We start from the raw sequence: 18,363 nt of genomic DNA on the forward strand, positions 1-18,363 counted from the left end.
GCCCCGAACCGAAGTTCCACTGAAGTCCGGTTCCGGATTTCCACTGAAATCGGGGTCTGAGTTCCACTGAAATCGGGGAGGTGGGTGGGGGTTGGGGTGGTCATGTGCGGATTGCGTTGAGGTAGGCCGTTCGTTCGCCTCCACCGTCGACGGTGATCGTCGAACCGGTGACGTAGGAGGCCAGCGGTGAGGCCAGGAAGAGGCAGGCGTTGCCGACGTCGGACGGCTCGGCCAGGCGTCCCATGGGGACGATCGAGCTCAAGTCCGTCTCGCCGTAGTGGTCGGCTTGGTCCTCCGAGCGGACCAAACCCACGACCACGCCGTTGACGCGCACGTCGGGTGCGAGTTCCTGGGCGAGCGTGCCGGTGAGGTTGTCCAGGCCCGCCTTGGCGGCTCCGTAGGCCGCGGTGCCCGGTGAGGGACGGCGACCGGAGACGCTGCTGATGTTGATGATCGAGCCCCCGGACTCCACAAGCGCGTCCCGCGCGTGCTGAGCGAGCAGCAGGGGCGCCATCAGGTTCAGCTCGACCACCTTGCGGTGCAACCGGATCGACGCGCCGGCGGTGTCGGCGACCGGAGTGCCACCCGCGTTGTTGACCAGCACGTCCAGCCGCCCGGAGCGCTGCCGGACGTTGCCGATCAGCTCGGCGACCTGCTCGCTCTCCCGGACGTCGACCTGCGCGAAGTGCGCGGTGGCCGAGCCGTGCGAGGGCAGCTCGTCGACCGGTGTGCGGGCGCAGACGTGGACCTCCGCCCCTGCGCGCAGGAACGTCTCGGCGATGCCCGCGCCGAGGCCTCGCGTTCCCCCCGTCACCAGCACGACCCGGCCGGTGAGGTCGATCTCGATGCCCATCCGCCGCTCCCTGCGTTCTCGCCCCTGGCGGGGTGTCCTGCGGTGTTGCTACGGTAACAACCCAACCAAACAAGTGCTAGGTTTGGCAGGTGGCATGGGCACGCAAATCGAACGGCGGGACGGCGGAATCGTGGTCCTCACCGTCGACCACCCACCGGTGAACGCACTGCCGGTCAAGGGGTGGTTCGACCTCGCCGAGGCGCTGCGCGACAGCGGTGCCGATCCGCAGACCAGGGTCGTGGTGCTGCGCGCCGAGGGACGCGGCTTCAACGCGGGTGTGGACATCAAGGAACTGGCCGCCGATCCCGGCCACGACAAGCTCGTCGCCGTCAACAACGGCTGCTACGAGGCGTTCAAGGCCGTCTACGAGTGCCCGGTGCCGGTGATCAGCGCGGTGCAGGGGTTTTGCGTGGGCGGCGGCATCGGCCTGGTCGGCAACTCCGACGTGATCGTCGCCAGCGACGACGCGACCTTCGGCCTCCCGGAGGTGGACCGGGGAGCCCTCGGCGCGGCCACGCACCTGTCCCGCCTGGTGCCGCAGCACATGATGCGCGCCATGTTCTACACCGGGCAGACGGCCACCGCGCAGCAGCTGGCCGAGTTCGGCTCGGTGCACAGAGTCGTTGCGCGCGAAGGACTCCTGGACGCCGCGCTGGAGGTGGCCGCCGACATCGCAGCCAAGAACCCGCTGGTGATCCGCAAGGCCAAGGCCGCGCTCAACGGCATCGACCCGGTGGACGTCAACCGCAGCTACCGGTTCGAGCAGGGCTTCACCTTCGAGCTCAACCTCACCGGGGTGTCGGACGAGATCCGCGCCGAGTTCGGCCGCGAGAAGGAGGCGTAGGTGCAGGACAAGCAGCTGACCGTCGACGAGGTGGTCTCCCACCTGCGCGACGGCATGACGATCGGCATCGGCGGCTGGGGTTCCCGGCGCAAGCCGATGGCGCTGGTGCGCGCGATCCTGCGCTCCGACCTCAAGGACCTGACGCTGGTCTCCTACGGCGGTCCGGACGTCGGATTGCTGTGCGCCGCAGGCAAACTCCGCAAGGTCGTCTACGGTTTCGTCTCGCTGGACTCGATCCCGCTCGACCCGCACTTCCGGGCGGCCCGCCAGCGCGGCGAGCTCGACGTGGCCGAGTACGACGAGGGCATGGTGCTCGCGGGACTCCGCGCGGCCGCGGCACGACTGCCGTTCCTGCCCACCCGCGCCGGGCTCGGTTCCGACGTGATGGCGCTGAACCCGGAGCTGCGCACCGTCCGCTCCCCCTACGCCGACGACGAGGAGCTGGTCGCGATGCCGGCGCTGAACCTCGACGTCGCGCTGGTGCACATGAACCGCGCCGACCGCTACGGCAACGGCCAGTACCTCGGCCCCGACCCGTACTTCGACGACCTGATGTGCGCGGCGGCCGAGACCAGCTTCCTCAGCTGCGAGCGGATCGTGGCGACCGAGGAGCTCACCGAGACCGCTCCCCCGCAGTCTCTGCTGATCAACCGCCTCCACCCGCAGGGCGTGGTGGAAACGCCCCACGGCGCGCACTTCACCAGCTGCGTGCCCGACTACGGCCGCGACGAGGCGTTCCAGCGGCACTACGTCGCCAGCGCGAAACCCGGCCAGTGGAAGGCGTTCCGCGCCGAGTTCCTCGACGGGGACGAGGCGGACTACCAGGCGGCGGTCGAGAGGTTCCACGCGCGCGCGGAGGTGCCGGCATGACGATCACCAGAGCCGAGGTCTGCGCGGTGGCCTGCGCCGACAGCTTCGCCGACGCGGGGACGATCATCGCCTCGCCGTTCGGCACGATCCCCTCGATCGGCGCCCGGCTGGCCCGGTTGACCAGCGCGCCCGAGCTGCTGCTCTCCGACGGCGAGGCGATGCTGATCGCCGAGACGACGCCGCTGGGCGAGGAGTCCACCGCCGCGGTCGAGGGCTGGCTGCCCTACGGCAAGGTGCTCGACCTGCTGGCCGGCGGGAAGCGCCGGGTGATGATGGGCGCCTCGCAGGTGGACCGGTTCGGCAACCAGAACATCTCCCGCATCGGTGACTGGGCGCAGCCCAAGGTTCAGCTGATCGGGGTGCGCGGGGCGCCGGGAAACTCGGTCAACCACACCACGAACTACTGGATCCCCAACCACAGCACGAAGATCTTCGTCGAATCCGTGGACCTGGTGGCCGGTGTCGGGCACGACCGGGCACGTCAGGTCGGCGCGAAGTACCACGACGTGCAGGTCGTGGTGACCGACCTGGCGGTGCTGGACTTCCAGGGCCCGGACGGTTCGATGCGGCTGCGTTCGGTGCACCCCGGCGTGAGCGTGGACGAGGTGCGGGAGAAGACCGGCTTCGAGCTCGCCGTCGACGAGGTCACCGAGACCCGGTTGCCGACCGACGACGAGCTCACCCTGATCCGCGACCGGATCGACCCGAAGGGGTTGCGGGACAAGGAGGTTCCGGCGTGACCGAGCAGCTGCTGCGCACGCCGCTGTGCGACCTGACCGGCGTGCGCCACCCGATCGTGCAGACGGGCATGGGCTGGGTGGCCGGTCCGAGCCTGGTCTCGGCGACCGCGAACGCGGGCGGTCTGGGCGTTCTGGCTTCGGCGACGATGACGTTGCCGCAGCTCACCGACGCGGTCCGCGAGGTCAAGGAGCGCACCGGCGAGCCGTTCGGGGTGAACCTGCGCGCCGACGCCGGTGACGCGGAGGAGCGCGTCGACCTGCTCATCCGCGAGGGCGTGAAGGTGGCCTCGTTCGCGCTCGCGCCGTCGCAGCGGCTGATCGGCAAGCTCAAGGACGCCGGGGTCGTGGTGGTCCCGTCCATCGGCGCCCGCAGGCACGCCGAGAAGGTCGCGGCGTGGGGCGCGGACGCGGTGCTGGTGCAGGGCGGCGAGGGCGGCGGGCACACCGGCGCGGTGGCCACGACCCTGCTGCTGCCGCAGGTGGTGGACGCGGTGGACATCCCGGTCATCGCCGCGGGCGGGTTCTTCGACGGCCGCGGCCTGGCCGCCGCGCTGTGCTACGGGGCGGCGGGGGTGGCGATGGGGACCCGCTTCCTGCTCACCACCGACAGCCGGGTCCCCGACGAGGTCAAGCGCTCCTACCTGGAGGCGCAGGTCGGCGACACCGTCGTCACGTCCAAGGTGGACGGTCTGCCGCACCGGATGCTGCGCACCGATCTCACCGAATCCGCCGAGTCGAGGGGCCTGCTCCGACGTCTCCCCGACGCGCTGCGCCAGGCGGTGGCGTTCAAGTCGCTCACCGGCATGTCCTGGCGGCAGCTCGTCACCGACGGTCTGGCCATGCGCAAGGCCCAGAAGCTCCCGCTGCACCGCGTCCTGCTCGCTGCCAACACGCCGATGCTGATCAAGTCAGCCTTGGTCGACGGTCACCCGGAAGCCGGTGTCCTCCCGGCGGGCCAGGTCGTCGGCATGATCGACGAGCTCCCCAGCTGCGAGAAGCTCATCGACACCCTCATCACCGAAGCAGCGGCCACTCTCCGCAGGACCGGCGCGCTCAGCACCTGATTCGAATTTCGCGCGAAATTCGACCGCGGAAGTTTCGGGTCGAATTTCGCGCGAAATTCGAATTCACCCACGGGGCCGGGCGCGTCATCGCAGGTCAGCGGGTGACGATGCCGTCGCAGAGGATGTTGATGTACTGGTCCGCGATGGACTTGATGCTCAGCTTGCCGCTCGGGTTGAACCAGTGGACGGTCGTCCACACGGTGTCGCGGATGAAGCGGTAGGTGAGCTTGGCGTTGAGGTCCTCGCGGAAGACCCCGCTCTTCTGCCCCTCCTGGAGGACCTTCAGCCAGGTCTTCTCGAACTCGTCGGCCACGCCGGGCAGGTAGTCGAACCGCTCGAACTGGGCCAGGTAGTTGGCCTCGTTCTGGAAGATCGCGATCGCGGCCGGGTGCTGGCGCAGCGCCGCGTAGGACCGCTTGATCAGCTCGGTCAGCGCGGTGCGCGGGTCCTCGGCCTCCTCGATGATCTTGGCGTTGGCCTGCCGCTGGTCGTCGAGGAACTCGCGCAGGATCTCGTCCACCATCGCCTCCTTGGAGTCGAAGTGGTGGTAGAGGCTGCCGGAGAGGATGCCCGCGGCGTCGGCGATGTCGCGCACCGTGGTCGCGAGGAACCCACGGGTGGCGAACAGCTCGCCGGCGATGGCGAGCAGTTCGGCTCGGCGTTCGGAGCCGTTCTCCCGCGCCGGGCGGTTGCGTGCGGACAAGCGCTTGGTCGAGACCACGAGACCATCCTCTCAAAGCCGCCGCGGCGTTGCGCGCCGGAGGGTCATGGGTGCTGGTTGGAGACCGAGATGACCTCGCCGGTGAGGTAGGTCGAGTAGTCCGACGCGAGGAAGACGATCACGTTGGCGATCTCCCACGGCTCGGCGGAGCGGCCGAACGCCTCGCGCTGGGTGAGCGTGGCCAGCAGGTCATCGGAGGTGACCTTGGCCAGGTTCTCGTGCATCACCAGGCTCGGGGCCACGGCGTTGATCCGGACGCCGAGCTCGGCGGCGTCCATCGCGGCGCAGCGGGTCAGGGCCATGACCCCGGCCTTGGCGGCCGCGTAGTGGGACTGCCCGGCCTGCGCCCGCCAGCCGACGACGGAGGCGTTGTTGACCACGACACCGGGGTTTCCCTGGTCGCGGAAGAGCCGGGTCGCGGCGCGCGTGCAGCGGAAGGTGCCGCCGAGGGTGACGTCGACGACCTTGTCCCACTGCTCGTCGGTCATCTCCAGGATCGAGGCCGTGCCGCCCAGGCCGGCGTTGTTGACCACCACGTCGACCTGGCCGAAGGTGCTGGTCGCGGTGTCGAACATGCGCTGCACCTGGGACTCGTCGGTGACGTCGCAGGCCACCGAGGCGACCTTCGCGCCGGGCAGCTCGGCGAGTTCCGCGCAGGTCTCGGCGAGCCGGCGCTCGTGCCGGTCGCTGATGAGCACCTGCGCGCCTTCTTCGAGCATCCGGCGCGCGACCGCCGAGCCGATTCCGGTGCCTGCCGCGGCGGTGACCACCGCGGTCTTGCCGTTGAGCAGTCCGTGCGCGGGCGGTGCCTGGGTCATCGGGTGCCCTCCTGGGGTCGGGGTTCGCGCGGCAGGCCCAGCACCCGCTCGGCGATGATGTTGCGCTGGATCTCGTTGGAGCCGCCGTAGATCGTGTCGGCGCGGGTGAACAGGAACAGCCGCTGACGGCTGTCGAGGTCGTAGGGCGCGCCCTGGGCGACGAGCCCGTCAGGTCCGGCGACCGCCATGGCGAGTTCGCCGAGCTCGCGGTGGAAGTTCGACCACAGCAGCTTGACCACCGACGATTCCGGACCGGGCGGCCCTTCGGCGCCGAGCAGCCGGAACACGGTGCAGCGCAGGGCTTCCAGGTCGGTCCAGGCGCGGGCGATGCGGTCGCTCAGCAGCGGGTCGCCGAGGACGCCGTTGGCGCGGGCCTGCTCGGTGATCTCGGCGAGCTCGCGGCGGAAGACGACCTGCTGGTCGACGGTTCCGATGCCGCGCTCGAACCCGAGCGTGCCCATCGCCACCTTCCAGCCCTGCCCGACCTCGCCGACGACGTGCCCGGCCGCGGTGCGGGCGTCGTCGAAGAACACCTCGTTGAACTCCGAGGTGCCGGTGAGCTGCATGATCGGGCGCACCCGGATGCCGGGCTGGTCCATCGGCACCAGGAAGTAGGACAGCCCCTGGTGGCGGCGCTGTTCGGGGTCGGTGCGGGCGAGCACGAAGCACCAGTCGGCGACGTGCGCCATCGACGTCCACGCCTTCTGGCCGTTGAGCACCCACTCGTCGCCCTCCAGGCGGGCGGTGGTGGCGACGTTGGCGAGGTCGGAGCCCGCGCCGGGCTCGGAGTAGCCCTGGCACCACAGCTCGCGCGCGCCGACGATCTCGGGCAGGAACCGCTTCTGCTGCTCGGGGCTGCCGAAGGCCATCAGCGTGGGCCCGAGCAGCTCCTCTCCGATGTGGCCGACGCGCACCGGCGCCTGCGCGCGGGCGTACTCCTCGTGGAAGATGACCTGCTGGCCGACGCTGGCTTCGCGCCCGCCGAACTCCCTCGGCCACCCCAGGCACGTCCACCCGTGTTCGGCGAGCAGCCGGTCCCACGCGAGCCGCACGTCGAACCCCTCGTGCTCGCGTCCGGGCCCGCCGAGTCCTCGTGCTTCGGCGAACTCGCCGGTCAGGTTCTCGGACAACCACTGCCGGACTTCGCGGCGGAAGGCCGCTTCCTCGGCGCTGTCGGTGAGGTCCACAACCGCCTCCTCGGCGTCGTTCCCGCGTCGGCACTCTACCAAGCACTTGCTTGTTCGGCTAACCTCGACGTGCCGCAATCGCAAGCCCGAGCTAGGAGCGCCCGATGGCAGCAGAACGAGGGGTCGTCCACTACGAGGTCCGCGACCAGGTCGCCGTGGTGACGATGAACCGGCCCGACTACCGCAACGCGCAGAACTCGGTGATGACCTACGCGCTCGACGACGCCTTCTACCGGGCCTGCGAGGACGACCAGGTCAAGGTGATCGTGCTGGCCGGCGAGGGCAAGCACTTCTCCGCCGGTCACGACATCGGGTCTCCCGAACGCGACATCGACGTCAGCTACCCCCGCCGGGCGGGCCTGTGGTGGGACCACACCAAGCACACCGGCGGCGAGTCGCGCTTCGCCCGCGAGCAGGAGGTCTACCTGGGCATGTGCCGCCGCTGGCGCGAGATGCCCAAGCCCGCCATCGCCTCCGTGCAGGGCGCGTGCGTGGCCGGCGGCCTGATGCTGGCGTGGGTGTGCGACCTGATCGTGGCCAGCGACGACGCGTTCTTCGCCGATCCCGTGGTGAAGATGGGCATCCCCGGCGTGGAGTACTTCGCCCACCCGTGGATGCTCGGCCCGCGGATCGCCAAGGAGTTCCTGTTCACCGGCAAGCGGATGAGCGCGCAGCGGGCCTACGAGATCGGCATGGTCAACCAGGTGGTGCCGCGCGAGGAGCTCACCGACGCGACGATGAGCCTGGCCGGCAACGTCGCGGAGATGCCGACGTTCGGGCTGTCGCTGACCAAGAAGGCGATCAACCAGGCCGAGGACCTGATGGGCATGCACAGCGGCATGGACTCCGCCTTCGGGCTGCACCACTTCGCCCACGCGCACAACGCCGAGGTCGGCAAGGACTCGCTGGCCGGCATGGACGCGCGCAGCATGAAGAAGTCCAACCAGGAGCGTGGGTGAGCCGTGGATCTGGAGTTCTCGCACACCGATCTGGCTTTCCGCGACGAGGTGCGGGCGTGGCTGCGCGAGCACGTGCCCGCCGATCCGCTGCCATCGCTGGAGACCGCTGAGGGATTCGCCGCGCACCGCGAGTGGGAGGGGCTGCTGCACTCGGCGGGGTTGTCGGTGGTGTCGTGGCCCGAGGAGTTCGGCGGTCGCGGCGCATCGCTGCTGCAGTGGGTGATCTTCGAGGAGGAGTACTACGCCGCCGGAGCACCCGGTCGCGTCAGCCAGAACGGCATCTTCCTGCTGGCCCCCACGCTCTTCGAGCACGGAACCGACCAGCAGAAGCAGCGCTACCTGCCACGGATGGCCTCCGGCGAGGACATCTGGGCGCAGGCGTGGTCCGAACCCGAAGCCGGCAGCGACCTGGCCGGAATCCGCTCGACAGCGCGCCGCGTCGACGGCGGCTGGCTGCTCAGCGGCAACAAGACGTGGAGTTCGCGCGCGGCGTTCGCCGACATCGCCTTCGGGCTGTTCCGCAGCGACCCGGACGCGCCCCGGCACCAGGGCCTGACCTACTTCCTGTTCCCGCTGGACGCGCCCGGGGTCACGGTCCGGCCGATCCAGCGGATCGACGGCAAACCCGCCTTCGCCGAGCTGTTCCTCGACGAGGTCTTCGTCCCGGACGCCGACGTGCTGGGCGGGGTCGGCGACGGCTGGCGGGTCGCGATGAGCACGGCCAGCAACGAACGCGGGCTCACACTGCGCAGTCCGGGCCGGTTCCTGGCCACCGCGCGGAAGCTGACCGAGCTGCCCGGCGGGCTCGACGACGACCGGGTGGTCGACGCGTGGGTGTCCGCGCAGGCGTACCGGCTCGCGACGTTCGAGACGGTGACCAAGGTGCTCGACGGCGCCGGGCTGGGCGCCGAGGCGAGCCTGAACAAGATCTTCTGGTCCGAACTGGACACCTCGATGCACGAAACCGCCTGGAACCTGCTGGGCCCGGAGGCGGAGACGAGCTCGTGGGTCGAGGGGTACCTGTTCTCGCTCGCCGGCCCGATCTACGCCGGGACCAACGAGATCCAGCGCAACATCGCCGCCGAGCGGGTGCTCGGACTGCCGAGGGGGTCGCGATGAGATTCGTGCTCGAACCCGAGCAGCAGGACATGGCCGACACGCTGCGCGCCATGTTCACCGCCGCCGACGTGCCGGCCATCGCCCGCTCCTGGGCCGACGGGGACGGCGAGAGCTGGCGCAAGCTGTGGCGGAGCCTCGCCGACCTCGGCGTCACCGGTGTGACGCTGCCGGAGGAGCGCGGCGGACTCGGACTCGGCCCGGTCGAACTGGCTCTCTGCCTGCAGGAATGCGGCTACGCCGGGCTGCCGGGACCGGTGATCGAGTCGCTGGCGTTCCTCCCGGCGCTGCTGCCGGACCTCACCGCCGACACCAGGGTGCGCACCGCGATCGTCGAGCAGCACGTTCCGCACGCTCTCGACGCCGACCTCGCCGACGAGGTCTACGCGTGCGGCCCGGGATCGAACCGCCTCCTGTCGCCGATCTCGTTGCAGCGGACGGATTCCTTCGACGCCGCACGCCGGTTGTTCGACGTCGAGGGCCCCGGCGAGGAGACCCCCGGCGCGGACTTCGACCGGGCCTTCGACGTCGCGGTGCTGGGCTGCGCCGCCTACCTGCTCGGGCTGGGGCACCGGATGCTCGACCTGGCCACCGAGCACGTCAAGCAGCGGCAGCAGTTCGGGCGACCGGTCGGCGAGTTCCAGGCGGTCAAGCACCACCTGGCGAACGCGCTGCTCAAGCTGGAGTTCGCCCGTCCGCTCATCCGCGGCGCCGCCCTGTCGGCGGGCTCCGCGCACGCCGGCCGCGACGCTTCGGCGGCCAAGCTCGCGGCGGCCGACGCCGCCCACCTGACCAGCCGCATCGCCCTGCAGGTCCACGGCGCCATCGGTTACACCGCCGAGCACGACCTCCACCGCCACCTCACCAAGACCGCAGCCCTGCGCCAGTCCTGGGGCACCCCCACCTGGCACCGCCGCCGCATCGCCCGATCCCTCGCCGCAGACCCGGACACCCCCATCGGAAGCCCCTGACCCGAGCGGGTTCGACGATTTCAGTGGAACTCGGAGTCCTGATTTCCACTGAAATCCGGTTCCTGAGTTCCATTGAAATCGCCGGGCCTCGGCGGGTCGGGGCGGGTTCGACGTGGATGAGCATCTGAGCTGGGAGGTTGTCGTGCGGTTTGCTTTCACCGAGGAGCAGGACGAGTTGCGCGGGGTCGTGCGGCGGTTGCTGGACCGGCGGGGCGGACCGGAGGTCCGAGAGCCCGATGTCGTGGCCGAGGGGTACGACCGGGAGGTGTGGGCGCAGCTCGCCGAGCAGGTCGGGGCGCACTCGCTGGGGATCCCGGAGGAGTTCGGAGGTGGTGGGTTCAGCCTGCTGGAGACGTTGATCGTGGTGGAGGAGCTGGGCCGGCGGTTGTCGGACATCCCGTTCCTGGGCAGCGCGGTCCTGGCCTCCGAAGCGGTGCTGGCCACGGGGGATCGGGCGGCGTGCGAGCGGCTGCTGCCCGGGATCGCCTCGGGCGAGCAGGTGGTGTCCCTCGCCTGGGCTGAGCCCGAAACCGGCTGGGCGCGTGACGGTTTCCGCACGACGGCTCGCAGCGACGGTGACGCGTGGCTGCTCGACGGGCGCAAGGTGCACGTGCTCGACGGGGCGCAGGCCGACACCGTCCTGGTGCTGGCCACCGCCGACGGGCGACCCGCGCTGTTCGAGGCCGCCGAGCCCGAGGCCACCGCCACCACTCCCCTGGACCTGACCCGCCGCATGGCCGAGGTCGACCTCACCGCCACCCCCGCCCGCCTGCTGGGACACCCGCCGGTGCAGCGCATCGTCGACGTCGCCGCAGCCGCGCTGGCCGCGGAATCGGTCGGAGCCGCTCAGCGCTGGCTGCACGAGACGGTGGAGTACACCAAGATGCGGACCCAGTTCGGCCGCCCGATCGGCTCGTTCCAAGCGCTCAAGCACCGGCTGGCCGACTGCTACGTGGCCGTGGAGTCCGCGCGCTCGCTGTCCTACGCCGCGTCCTGGTCGGTGTCCACCCAGGACGACCGGGCGAGCGAACTGGCGGCGATGGCGAAGTCCGCCTGCACCGAGGCCTACTACGCGATCGCCGCCGAAGGGGTGCAGCTGCACGGTGGCATCGGGATCACCTGGGAGCACGAAGCGCACTTGCACCTCAAGCGCGCCCACTCCGCGACCCAGCTGTTCGGCACCCCGAGCGACCACCGAGCAACGCTGCTGACCGCCTAGGAGGCGTTCGTAGTCGCATCGCTCAGCGGTGCGGGTGGGGGAACCCGAGCGACGCTGCGGATTCCGCGCGCCACGGCTGGCGCATGTCCAATGCACGGCGTCGAGGCGTGCTCGCACCGCCGCTGGAGAATTCCGGGCGGTGCGAGCTGAGTCCAGCACTGGAGACGGCGGCTTTCGCCGCCTGTGACGTCAAGCTAGGCCAGGCGGACGACTGCTCGGGCTTGGGCCAGGACCTCGACTCCGCCGGAGGTGGCCGAGAGCTCCACCACCGCGCGGTTGTCGTCGAGCTTCTCCGTCACCTGGCCGGCGACCTCGACCTCGACGCCGGTGTCGTCGTCGGGGACGACCACGGGCTTGGCGAACCGCACGCCGTACTCCTCGACCGCACCGGGGTCACCGACCCAGTCGGTGACCAGCCGGGCGGCCTCGGCCATCGTGAGCATGCCGTGCGCGATGACGTCCGGCAGCCCGGCCGACTTGGCGATCCGCTCGTTCCAGTGGATGGTGTTGAAATCACCCGAGGCACCGCAGTAGCGCACCAGCGTCAGCCGCTGGATGGGATAGCGCTGCGGAGGGATCTCCGTGCCGACCTCGACCTGGTCGAAAGCCACGCTCGCAGCCACGTTCACTGCCCTCCCTCTGCGGTCCCACGAGAGATGATCGTGTTGACCGCGGTTCCGACCACGTCGCCGTGGACGTCGACGATGTCGGTCTCGATGCGCACCAGCTCGTTGCGGCCCGCGTCGCGGATCTCCACGATCCGGCCCTTCGTGCTGAGGACGTCACCGGCGCGGATGGGGCGCCGGTAGCTGAACTTCTGCTCGCCGTGCACCACCATCCGGTAGTTCAACCCGAAGTCCGGGCGCAGGATCGGGTTCTTCTCCGACGCCGCGCCCGTGGCCACGATGCCGAAGGTCGGCGGCGCGATCACGTCCGGATGCCCGAGCGCGCGAGCCGCCGCCCGATCGCGGTAGGCGGGGTTGGGGTCACCGATCGCGTCGGCGAACTCGCGGATCTTGCCGCGGGTGACCTCGTAGGCCTCGTCGGAGGCGAACTCGAACCCGATGTAATCCCTGTTGATCGCCACACTTCCTCCGCAGTCTCAGAATCACAGCCGCTCGATGATGGTGACGTTGGCGGTTCCCCCGCCCTCGCACATGGTCTGCAGGCCGTACTTCCCGCCGGTGCGCTCCAGCTCGTTGAGCATGGTGGTCATCAGCTTCGCGCCGGTGGCGCCGAGCGGGTGACCGAGCGCGATGGCGCCGCCGTTGGGGTTGACCTTGGCGGGATCGATGTCGATCTCCTTCTGCCAGGCCAGGACGACGCTGGCGAAGGCCTCGTTGATCTCCACCACGTCGATCTCCGACGCCGCGATGCCGGCCTTGTCCAGCGCGTGCTTGGTGGCCGGGATCGGCGCGGTCAGCATCTTCACCGGGTCGTCGCCGCGCACGCTCATGTGCCGGATGCGGGCGCGCGGGGTCAGCCCGTGCTCGCGGACGGCCTGCTCGGAAGCCACCAGCAGCGCCGCCGATCCGTCCGAGATCTGGCTGGCCACACCGGCTGTGAGGCGGCCGCCGTCGGTGAGGGTCTTGAGCCCGGCGAGCTTGTCCTTGCCGGTGTCGCGCCGCGGCCCCTCGTCGTGCTCGACGCCGGCCAGCGGTGCGGTCTCGCGGTCGAAGTGCCCGCCGTCGATGGCGGCGATGGCGCGGAGGTGGCTGCGCAGCGCGAACTGCTCCATCTCCTCGCGGGAGATGTCCCACTGCTCGGCGATGAGCTCGGCGCCGCGGAACTGGGTGACGACCTCGTCGCCGTAGCGCTTGGCCCACCCCTCCGATCCGCAGTCGGGCCCGTAGGCGCGGGGGAATCCGAGCTGGTCGGACCCGCGCAGCGAGCTGCCGATCGGGATGGCGGTCATGTTCTGCGCACCGCCCGCGACCACCAGGTCGTTGACGCCCGACATCACCGCCTGGGCGGCGAAGTGCACCGCCTGCTGCGAGGAACCGCACTGGCGGTCCACGGTGACGCCGGGGACGTGCTCGGGGTAGCCGGCCGCGAGCCACCCGGTGCGGCCGATGTTGCCCGCCTGCGCACCGACGGTGTCGACGCAGCCCCAGATCACGTCGTCGACCCCCGCGGGGTCGATCCCGGTGCGGTCCACGAGGTTCTGCAGCACGTGCGCGGACAGGTCCGCGGGGTGAACCCCGCTGAGGCCGCCGCCGCGCTTGCCGACCGGCGTGCGAACCGCGTCGATGATGTAAGCCTCCGCCATGGGAGTCCCTTTCGTCGGCACCAGTGGCCAGTTCGAGAGTAGTCTCGGCGAGACGCGAAAAACAAGCAAGCGTTTGGTTGCACCGAACCCACCCGCGTTCGCCCTGCGAACGGCCCCTGCAATCACTTTCCGTGATCGACTGGTAGCTCTCCGCTGTGTTAAAGTCTGGCGAAATGCGCGTGCACGTGCAGACGAGCTGCGACGAACGATCTGGGGGCTTCAGATGCCTTCGTCAGAACAGGTCGGCGAACCCGACCCGAGCATGTGGTTGCGCCAGTTGGTGCTGCGGGGGTTTCAACTCATGCCACCGGTGCGCGACGGCACCGGCGAGCTGGAGGCGCTGATCTACGTGCGCCCGCACGGTGACGTCATCGACATCGTCGAGGTCCTGGCCGAAGACCACGTCCGCGCCGCGCGAGTACCGCGCCGCGGCGAGATCCGCACCGACGACAACGCAGCCTACTGGCGCACGACCGGCAATGTCGTCGACGTCGTGGACGAGGTGCTGGCCCTGCCGAAACCGTTGATCCGGGCCTGAGGACCCGCTAGCGGGCTTCGCGGCTGCCCACGGGGGTTTCCGCCGCCCGCAGTTCGTTGAGGCGGTAGTTGGCCTGCGCCGCGAGGTGCTCGCCCGCGCCGAGGACCCGTTCGTAGGCCTGTCGGGCTCCGGCCAGGTCGCCGCGCCGGTGCAGCGCCTCTCCCAGGCTCAGCACCGCCTCCGGGGCCGGCTCCGGGGCGCCGATCTCGACCGCGCAGCGCAGGTAGACCAGCGCCGAGTCCGGGTCGTCGTCGGCCAGCAGCGCCGAACCCGTCTCCTGCGCCCATTCCGCGACGTGCGCTTCGGGCACCACCGCGGTCATCCGCCGCAGCGTGTCGGCGGCCTCGAGGTGGTCGCCGTGGCCGCGCTGCTCGTCGAGGACGACGCGCACGTTGTTCAACGCGTCCTCCCCCAGCTCCGCCTCGGGCACGTGCGTCGCGGCCCTGACGAACGCGTTCACCGCACCCGGCAGGTCACCGGTCTCGTACCGGATCAGGCCGATGCCGAAATCGCCTCGCGCGGCCAGTTCCCGGTCCTCGCAGTTGCTGACGCGCTCGAAGTGGCGCTGCGCGGCGTCCCGGTCGCCGTCCTCCAGCAGCAGTTCGCCGAGGCGGCTGCGGGCGGAATCGGAGTGCACCGGAACTCCCAGCGCCACCGCGCGTTCCAGCCACCGCACGGTCTCGGAGCGCTCCTCGGCGCGGTCGGCGAGCAGCAGGTGCGACAGGACCGCGGTGGAGGGGTCTTCCGACTCGGCGGCGCGCAGCAGCATCTCCGCCGATTCGGGGGCGGACTCGCCGACGGCGCGGATGCGGCGCTGCAGCGCCATGCCGAAGATCTCGGGCGAGTCTGCATCGCGCTCGGTCTCGTCCCAGGTCCGCTTGGCCTCGGCGGCTTCGCCGACCCGGTGCTGCAGGTGGCCCAGCAGCACGCCGGCCTCCACCGCCGCGGTCCCGGCGCCTTCGGTCTTGGCGTGGCGGGCGACGGCGATCGCGCCGTTGAGGTCGTGCACGCGGATCAGCAGCTGGGCCATCAGGACTCCGGCGCGCGCTATGGCGGCGGGTTCACCGGTGCGGATCGCGCGGCGGTACCAGCTCAGCGCGATGGCGTTCTCGCCCCGTTCATCGGCGAGCTTGCCCAGCGCGATGTGCGCCTTGGGCAGCGCGGTGCGGTGGCCGTGATCGGCGACCAGGCGGAAGAACGCGGGCGCGTCCGAGCCGCCCGCCGCCTGCGACCGGCGGCCGAAGTCCAGGCCCAGTTGGGAGCAGATGCGCGCGTCCTCGTCACCGGCGTCGGCGAGGACTCGGGCCGCTGCGGCGAGATCGGTCCAGGCCGCGCACCAGAAGTCGGCGACCGGCTCGGAGCCGTAGTGCTCGGCCACCGCGCTGCGCGCGGCGTCCACCTCGCCCTCGCGCAGCAGCCGGTGCGCGCGTTCCTCAGCGGGTTCCTCTTCCCCAGCAGGGGTTTCCGGTTCCGGGAGGGTGGCCCGGCTCTCGGTGAGGCGCGCGGCGGCCTCCTCGGAGCTGCCGACCCCGGCGGCGGCGACCTCGGCGAGCAGTTCGGCGGCGTGCTCGGGTTTTCCGGCGCGCTGCAGCAGATCGGCCGTGCTGACCTTCGCGACAGCGGCTTCCTCCTGGTCCGAGCCTTCGGCCGCCCGGCGCCAGGCGTCCAGCGCGCCGTCGGCGTCGCCCTTCTCGTCGCGCATCGCGCCGAGGAGCAGCAGGGCGCGCTGGCGCAGTTCGACGTGCCCGGACTCGGCGATGAGCCGCAGCGCCCAGTCGGTGAACTCCGGGACGCCGCGCCGCCGGTAGCAGTGCGCGAGGTCGAGGCACAGCTGGCTGACGGTGAAAAGCGGTTCGTCCTCGTCGGCGAGCCACATGAAGCTCGCGCGCGCCGGTTCGAGCTCCTGGCGCAGCGCGCGCATCGCGAACACCGACGCGGGGGCCACCGTCGACGACGAGCCCGCGGCGCGGGTGAACATCTCCAGCGCCAGGTCCAGGCGGTCGTTGTCGACGTGGTGCTCGCCGAGCAGGAACGCCGCGCGCGGACCGTACTCGGAGTGCCCGCTGGCGGCGGTGCGCTGGTAGAGGTCGATCAGCGCCTCGTTGCGCTCCAGCGTCCGGTAGATCAGCGACAGCTTGCCGAACACGTCGCCGAGGATCGCCGGATGCCTGGTGGCCAGCGCGGTCTCGAACGCGGCGATGGTGCCGTCCGGATCCCCCTGCTCCATGAGTAGCTCACCCAGCCTGCTGGCGGCCCACGGCCGCAGCGCGGGGTGGCCCTCGTCGACGACGCGTTGCAGCAACCGGCGGGCCTGCTCCTGGTCGTCGCCGAGCAGCAGGTCCTCGGCCAGCGCGTAGCGCGCGGCGGTGGCGCACAGCTTGTTCGGCGACTCGGCGAGCCGCGTGAGGACCTCCACCGGGGTGTCCTCGCCGCGTTCGGCGCGGGTGACCTCGGCGAGCTCGCGCACCGACGGTTCCGCACCTGCGAGCAGGGCGTCCACTTCGGACTCGTCGTCGCGTTCCACGCGCAGCAGCACGGGGAGCACGCCTCGCGCGGCGGGTTCGTCGAGCAGCGCGTCGATGAAGGCGGCGTGCCGCGCGTCCGGTCCGGTGCCGGTGGCCGCGAGGCGGCGCAGCAGCTCCCGGGCGCGGCCGGGATCGCCCAGCGCGGCTTCGGCGATGGCCAGCGAAACCTGCGCGCGCGGAGCGTTTTCGGAGCCGCCGTCGACGAGGAGCTGGTAGGCCTCGCGGGCGGCGGTGATGTCACCGGAGGCGGCTGCCTGCCGCGCGCGCCGTTCCAGCTCGGCGGGGTCGACGGGCTCGGCGGGCTCGGGTTCGATGGGCGGGATGACCAGCTGCGCGGTGTCCTCGACGTCCGGCGCTTCGGAGTCCATCATGGACAGAGCCAGTGCCGCTTCGTGCGCGACGGTGGCGTCCTCGGCCTCGGCGGCCAGCCGGAACGCCTCCGCCGCCGCTGCCTCGTCGCCCTGGTCGTACCGCAGCACGCCGACGTGGTAGGCGGCGCGCGGCGCCTTGTCCGGGTGCCCGGAGGCCACGACCTGGCCGAACGTCTCGATCGCGGCCTCGATCTCGCCGGTGTCGCGCTGCAGCTCGGCCAGCACGCCCAGCGCCTCCAGGCCGTAGCGCGGGTGGCGGCTCTCGATGACGCGTTGCAGCACCTCGCGGGCCTGCGGGATCCGGTCCGTCCGGCGCAGCTGCAGGCTCAGCTGGATCAGCGCCCGCAGCCGCACGCTGGGGCGCGGGTCCTGCGCGGCGCGCTCGTAGGCCCGCGCGGCCCCGGCCGGGTCGTCGAGCGCCACCAGCACACCGCCGCGCAGCACGTGGCCCCAGGCGAGGTGCTCGGGGTGGCCGAGCTCGATGATCTGCTCGGCGAGCCGCCTGGTGACGTCGGTGTCGTCGACGTGCAGCGCGTAGAGCTTGCCCGCGCCGAGCGAGCCGTAGTGCGGGTGACCGCTGTCGAGCAGCTTGCGCAGCAGCGGTTCGGCGTCGTGGTCGCGCCCCTGCTCCAGCATCGCCAGCGCGCGCTGGTAGGCGATCTGCAGGAACTCGGTCCCCTCGGTGCGCTCGGGCGGCAGGTTGAGCTGCTGGGCGGCTTCGACCACGGCGGGATCGCCGCAGGACAGCGCGCGGGTGCGGGCCTCGCGGGCGCCGGCGATGTCGCCGAGCCGTTGGAGCACCTGGGCCAGCAGGACGTCGGCGCGGCCGGCCTCGTCGGGTTCGGCGCCTTCGGTGGCGAAGCGCAGCAGCACCTGGGCGGTGGGCAGTTCCCCGGTGTTGAGCAGCAGGTGCCCGAGGGCGAGGGCGGCGGCCTGGGCGTGCACGGGGTGACCGGAGTCGATCACTCGTTGGTAGACGTCGCGGGCGGCGGCGAGGGCGTCGTTCTCGGTGAGGATCGCCCCGAGCATCAGACCGGCTTGAGCGGCCGCTTCGTAGTCGCCTTCCTCCAGCACGGTGCGTAACGCCTGCGCAGCGGCGTCGTGATCACTGTCGAGCAGCAACTGCCTCGCTCGCGTGACCTCTTGCTCCCACCGTGACATTCCGCCGCGCCCTCCGATCGGGTGATCGCCGAGGACGAGAATATCGCCCTTGGGGCGCGTGCAGACCGCCCGCGGCCACGTTTCCCCCGCACGCGCGAAAGGAGCGGGCCGCCCATGCGATGGACGACCCGCTCCCA

17 protein-coding genes are annotated in these 18,363 nt (G+C 71.1%); 9 read left to right on the plus strand and 8 right to left on the minus strand.

Annotated elements, in window-relative coordinates:
- Positions 1-100: 100 nt before the first annotated feature.
- Positions 101-853, minus strand: coding sequence for an SDR family oxidoreductase (locus tag E1181_RS26465; protein WP_207922330.1), 753 nt, complete (start codon positions 851-853; stop codon positions 101-103).
- A 94-nt stretch (positions 854-947) separates the two neighbouring features.
- Here E1181_RS26465 and E1181_RS26470 point away from each other — a divergent pair, with 94 nt between their 5' ends.
- The 4 genes from E1181_RS26470 to E1181_RS26485 are packed head-to-tail and all read left to right on the plus strand — an operon-like array spanning position 948 to position 4,371.
- Positions 948-1,697, plus strand: a complete 750-nt coding sequence (locus tag E1181_RS26470) for an enoyl-CoA hydratase family protein (protein WP_132678862.1) — start codon at positions 948-950, stop codon at positions 1,695-1,697.
- Positions 1,698-2,567, plus strand: a complete 870-nt coding sequence (locus tag E1181_RS26475; RefSeq protein ID WP_132678864.1) for a CoA transferase subunit A — start codon at positions 1,698-1,700, stop codon at positions 2,565-2,567.
- Positions 2,564-3,307 carry a CoA-transferase subunit beta gene (locus tag E1181_RS26480; protein ID WP_132678865.1) on the plus strand — a complete coding sequence of 248 codons (744 nt, stop codon included), beginning with the start codon at positions 2,564-2,566 and terminating at the stop codon, positions 3,305-3,307. Before E1181_RS26475 ends, E1181_RS26480 begins: the two co-directional genes overlap by 4 nt.
- An 11-nt stretch (positions 3,308-3,318) precedes the next feature.
- Positions 3,319-4,371, plus strand: a complete 1,053-nt coding sequence (locus E1181_RS26485) for an NAD(P)H-dependent flavin oxidoreductase (protein WP_207922331.1) — start codon at positions 3,319-3,321, stop codon at positions 4,369-4,371.
- Between the two features lie 94 nt (positions 4,372-4,465).
- Here E1181_RS26485 and E1181_RS26490 read toward each other — a convergent pair whose 3' ends face one another.
- Genes E1181_RS26490 through E1181_RS26500 form a run of 3 tightly spaced genes read right to left on the minus strand, consistent with a single transcriptional unit; the run spans position 4,466 to position 7,097 of the window.
- Complete coding sequence (locus E1181_RS26490) at positions 4,466-5,092, minus strand: TetR/AcrR family transcriptional regulator (protein WP_235877059.1); 627 nt, start codon at positions 5,090-5,092, stop codon at positions 4,466-4,468.
- Positions 5,093-5,136: 44 nt separating this feature from the next.
- Positions 5,137-5,910 carry an SDR family oxidoreductase gene (locus E1181_RS26495; protein WP_132678869.1) on the minus strand — a complete coding sequence of 258 codons (774 nt, stop codon included), beginning with the start codon at positions 5,908-5,910 and terminating at the stop codon, positions 5,137-5,139.
- Complete coding sequence (locus E1181_RS26500; RefSeq protein ID WP_132678870.1) at positions 5,907-7,097, minus strand: acyl-CoA dehydrogenase family protein; 1,191 nt, start codon at positions 7,095-7,097, stop codon at positions 5,907-5,909. Before E1181_RS26500 ends, E1181_RS26495 begins: the two co-directional genes overlap by 4 nt.
- Positions 7,098-7,201: 104 nt before the next feature.
- On the opposite strand from E1181_RS26500, the gene E1181_RS26505 reads away from it, so the two are divergent.
- The 4 genes from E1181_RS26505 to E1181_RS26520 all read left to right on the plus strand — a co-directional run bounded on the left by E1181_RS26505 (position 7,202) and on the right by E1181_RS26520 (position 11,362).
- Complete coding sequence (locus tag E1181_RS26505) at positions 7,202-8,056, plus strand: enoyl-CoA hydratase (protein WP_132678872.1); 855 nt, start codon at positions 7,202-7,204, stop codon at positions 8,054-8,056.
- 3 nt (positions 8,057-8,059) lie between these two features.
- On the plus strand, positions 8,060-9,175 hold the full coding sequence (locus E1181_RS26510; protein ID WP_132678873.1) for an acyl-CoA dehydrogenase family protein: 1,116 nt from the start codon (positions 8,060-8,062) through the stop codon (positions 9,173-9,175).
- Positions 9,172-10,143 (plus strand): acyl-CoA dehydrogenase family protein, encoded by a 972-nt coding sequence (locus E1181_RS26515; RefSeq protein WP_132678875.1) that lies wholly within the window; start codon positions 9,172-9,174, stop codon positions 10,141-10,143. The genes E1181_RS26510 and E1181_RS26515 overlap by 4 nt, the downstream gene beginning before the upstream one ends.
- Positions 10,144-10,285: 142 nt before the next feature.
- Complete coding sequence (locus tag E1181_RS26520; RefSeq protein WP_132678876.1) at positions 10,286-11,362, plus strand: acyl-CoA dehydrogenase family protein; 1,077 nt, start codon at positions 10,286-10,288, stop codon at positions 11,360-11,362.
- A 194-nt stretch (positions 11,363-11,556) separates the two neighbouring features.
- Here E1181_RS26520 and E1181_RS26525 read toward each other — a convergent pair whose 3' ends face one another.
- From E1181_RS26525 to E1181_RS26535, 3 genes are read right to left on the minus strand one after another with little or no spacing between them, the layout of a single operon-like run.
- On the minus strand, positions 11,557-11,985 hold the full coding sequence (locus E1181_RS26525) for a MaoC family dehydratase (protein WP_132678878.1): 429 nt from the start codon (positions 11,983-11,985) through the stop codon (positions 11,557-11,559).
- 2 nt (positions 11,986-11,987) lie between these two features.
- Entirely contained in the window at positions 11,988-12,449 is a 462-nt protein-coding gene (locus E1181_RS26530) for an FAS1-like dehydratase domain-containing protein (protein ID WP_132678879.1), read from the minus strand.
- Between the two features lie 21 nt (positions 12,450-12,470).
- Entirely contained in the window at positions 12,471-13,631 is a 1,161-nt protein-coding gene (locus tag E1181_RS26535; RefSeq protein ID WP_132678881.1) for an acetyl-CoA C-acetyltransferase, read from the minus strand.
- 223 nt (positions 13,632-13,854) lie between these two features.
- Here E1181_RS26535 and E1181_RS26540 point away from each other — a divergent pair, with 223 nt between their 5' ends.
- Entirely contained in the window at positions 13,855-14,169 is a 315-nt protein-coding gene (locus tag E1181_RS26540) for a hypothetical protein (protein WP_132678882.1), read from the plus strand.
- A gap of 7 nt (positions 14,170-14,176) precedes the next feature.
- On the opposite strand, the gene E1181_RS26545 is transcribed toward E1181_RS26540, so the two are convergent.
- A complete protein-coding gene (locus E1181_RS26545) occupies positions 14,177-18,187 on the minus strand; it encodes a tetratricopeptide repeat protein (RefSeq protein ID WP_132678884.1) in 4,011 nt (1,336 codons plus the stop codon).
- Positions 18,188-18,363: the final 176 nt, after the last annotated feature.

The sequence above is a fragment of the Saccharopolyspora terrae genome, from assembly GCF_004348435.1.
GTDB lineage: Bacteria > Actinomycetota > Actinomycetes > Mycobacteriales > Pseudonocardiaceae > Saccharopolyspora > Saccharopolyspora endophytica.

Coding starts and splice junctions, on each gene's coding strand:
- E1181_RS26480 (WP_132678865.1), top strand. CDS start 2,564: ATGACGATCACCAGAGCCGAGGTCTGCGCGGTGGCCTGCGCCGACAGC.
- E1181_RS26535 (WP_132678881.1), bottom strand. CDS start 13,631: ATGGCGGAGGCTTACATCATCGACGCGGTTCGCACGCCGGTCGGCAAG.
- E1181_RS26540 (WP_132678882.1), top strand. CDS start 13,855: ATGCCTTCGTCAGAACAGGTCGGCGAACCCGACCCGAGCATGTGGTTG.
- E1181_RS26505 (WP_132678872.1), top strand. CDS start 7,202: ATGGCAGCAGAACGAGGGGTCGTCCACTACGAGGTCCGCGACCAGGTC.
- E1181_RS26470 (WP_132678862.1), top strand. CDS start 948: ATGGGCACGCAAATCGAACGGCGGGACGGCGGAATCGTGGTCCTCACC.
- E1181_RS26495 (WP_132678869.1), bottom strand. CDS start 5,910: ATGACCCAGGCACCGCCCGCGCACGGACTGCTCAACGGCAAGACCGCG.
- E1181_RS26465 (WP_207922330.1), bottom strand. CDS start 853: ATGGGCATCGAGATCGACCTCACCGGCCGGGTCGTGCTGGTGACGGGG.
- E1181_RS26515 (WP_132678875.1), top strand. CDS start 9,172: ATGAGATTCGTGCTCGAACCCGAGCAGCAGGACATGGCCGACACGCTG.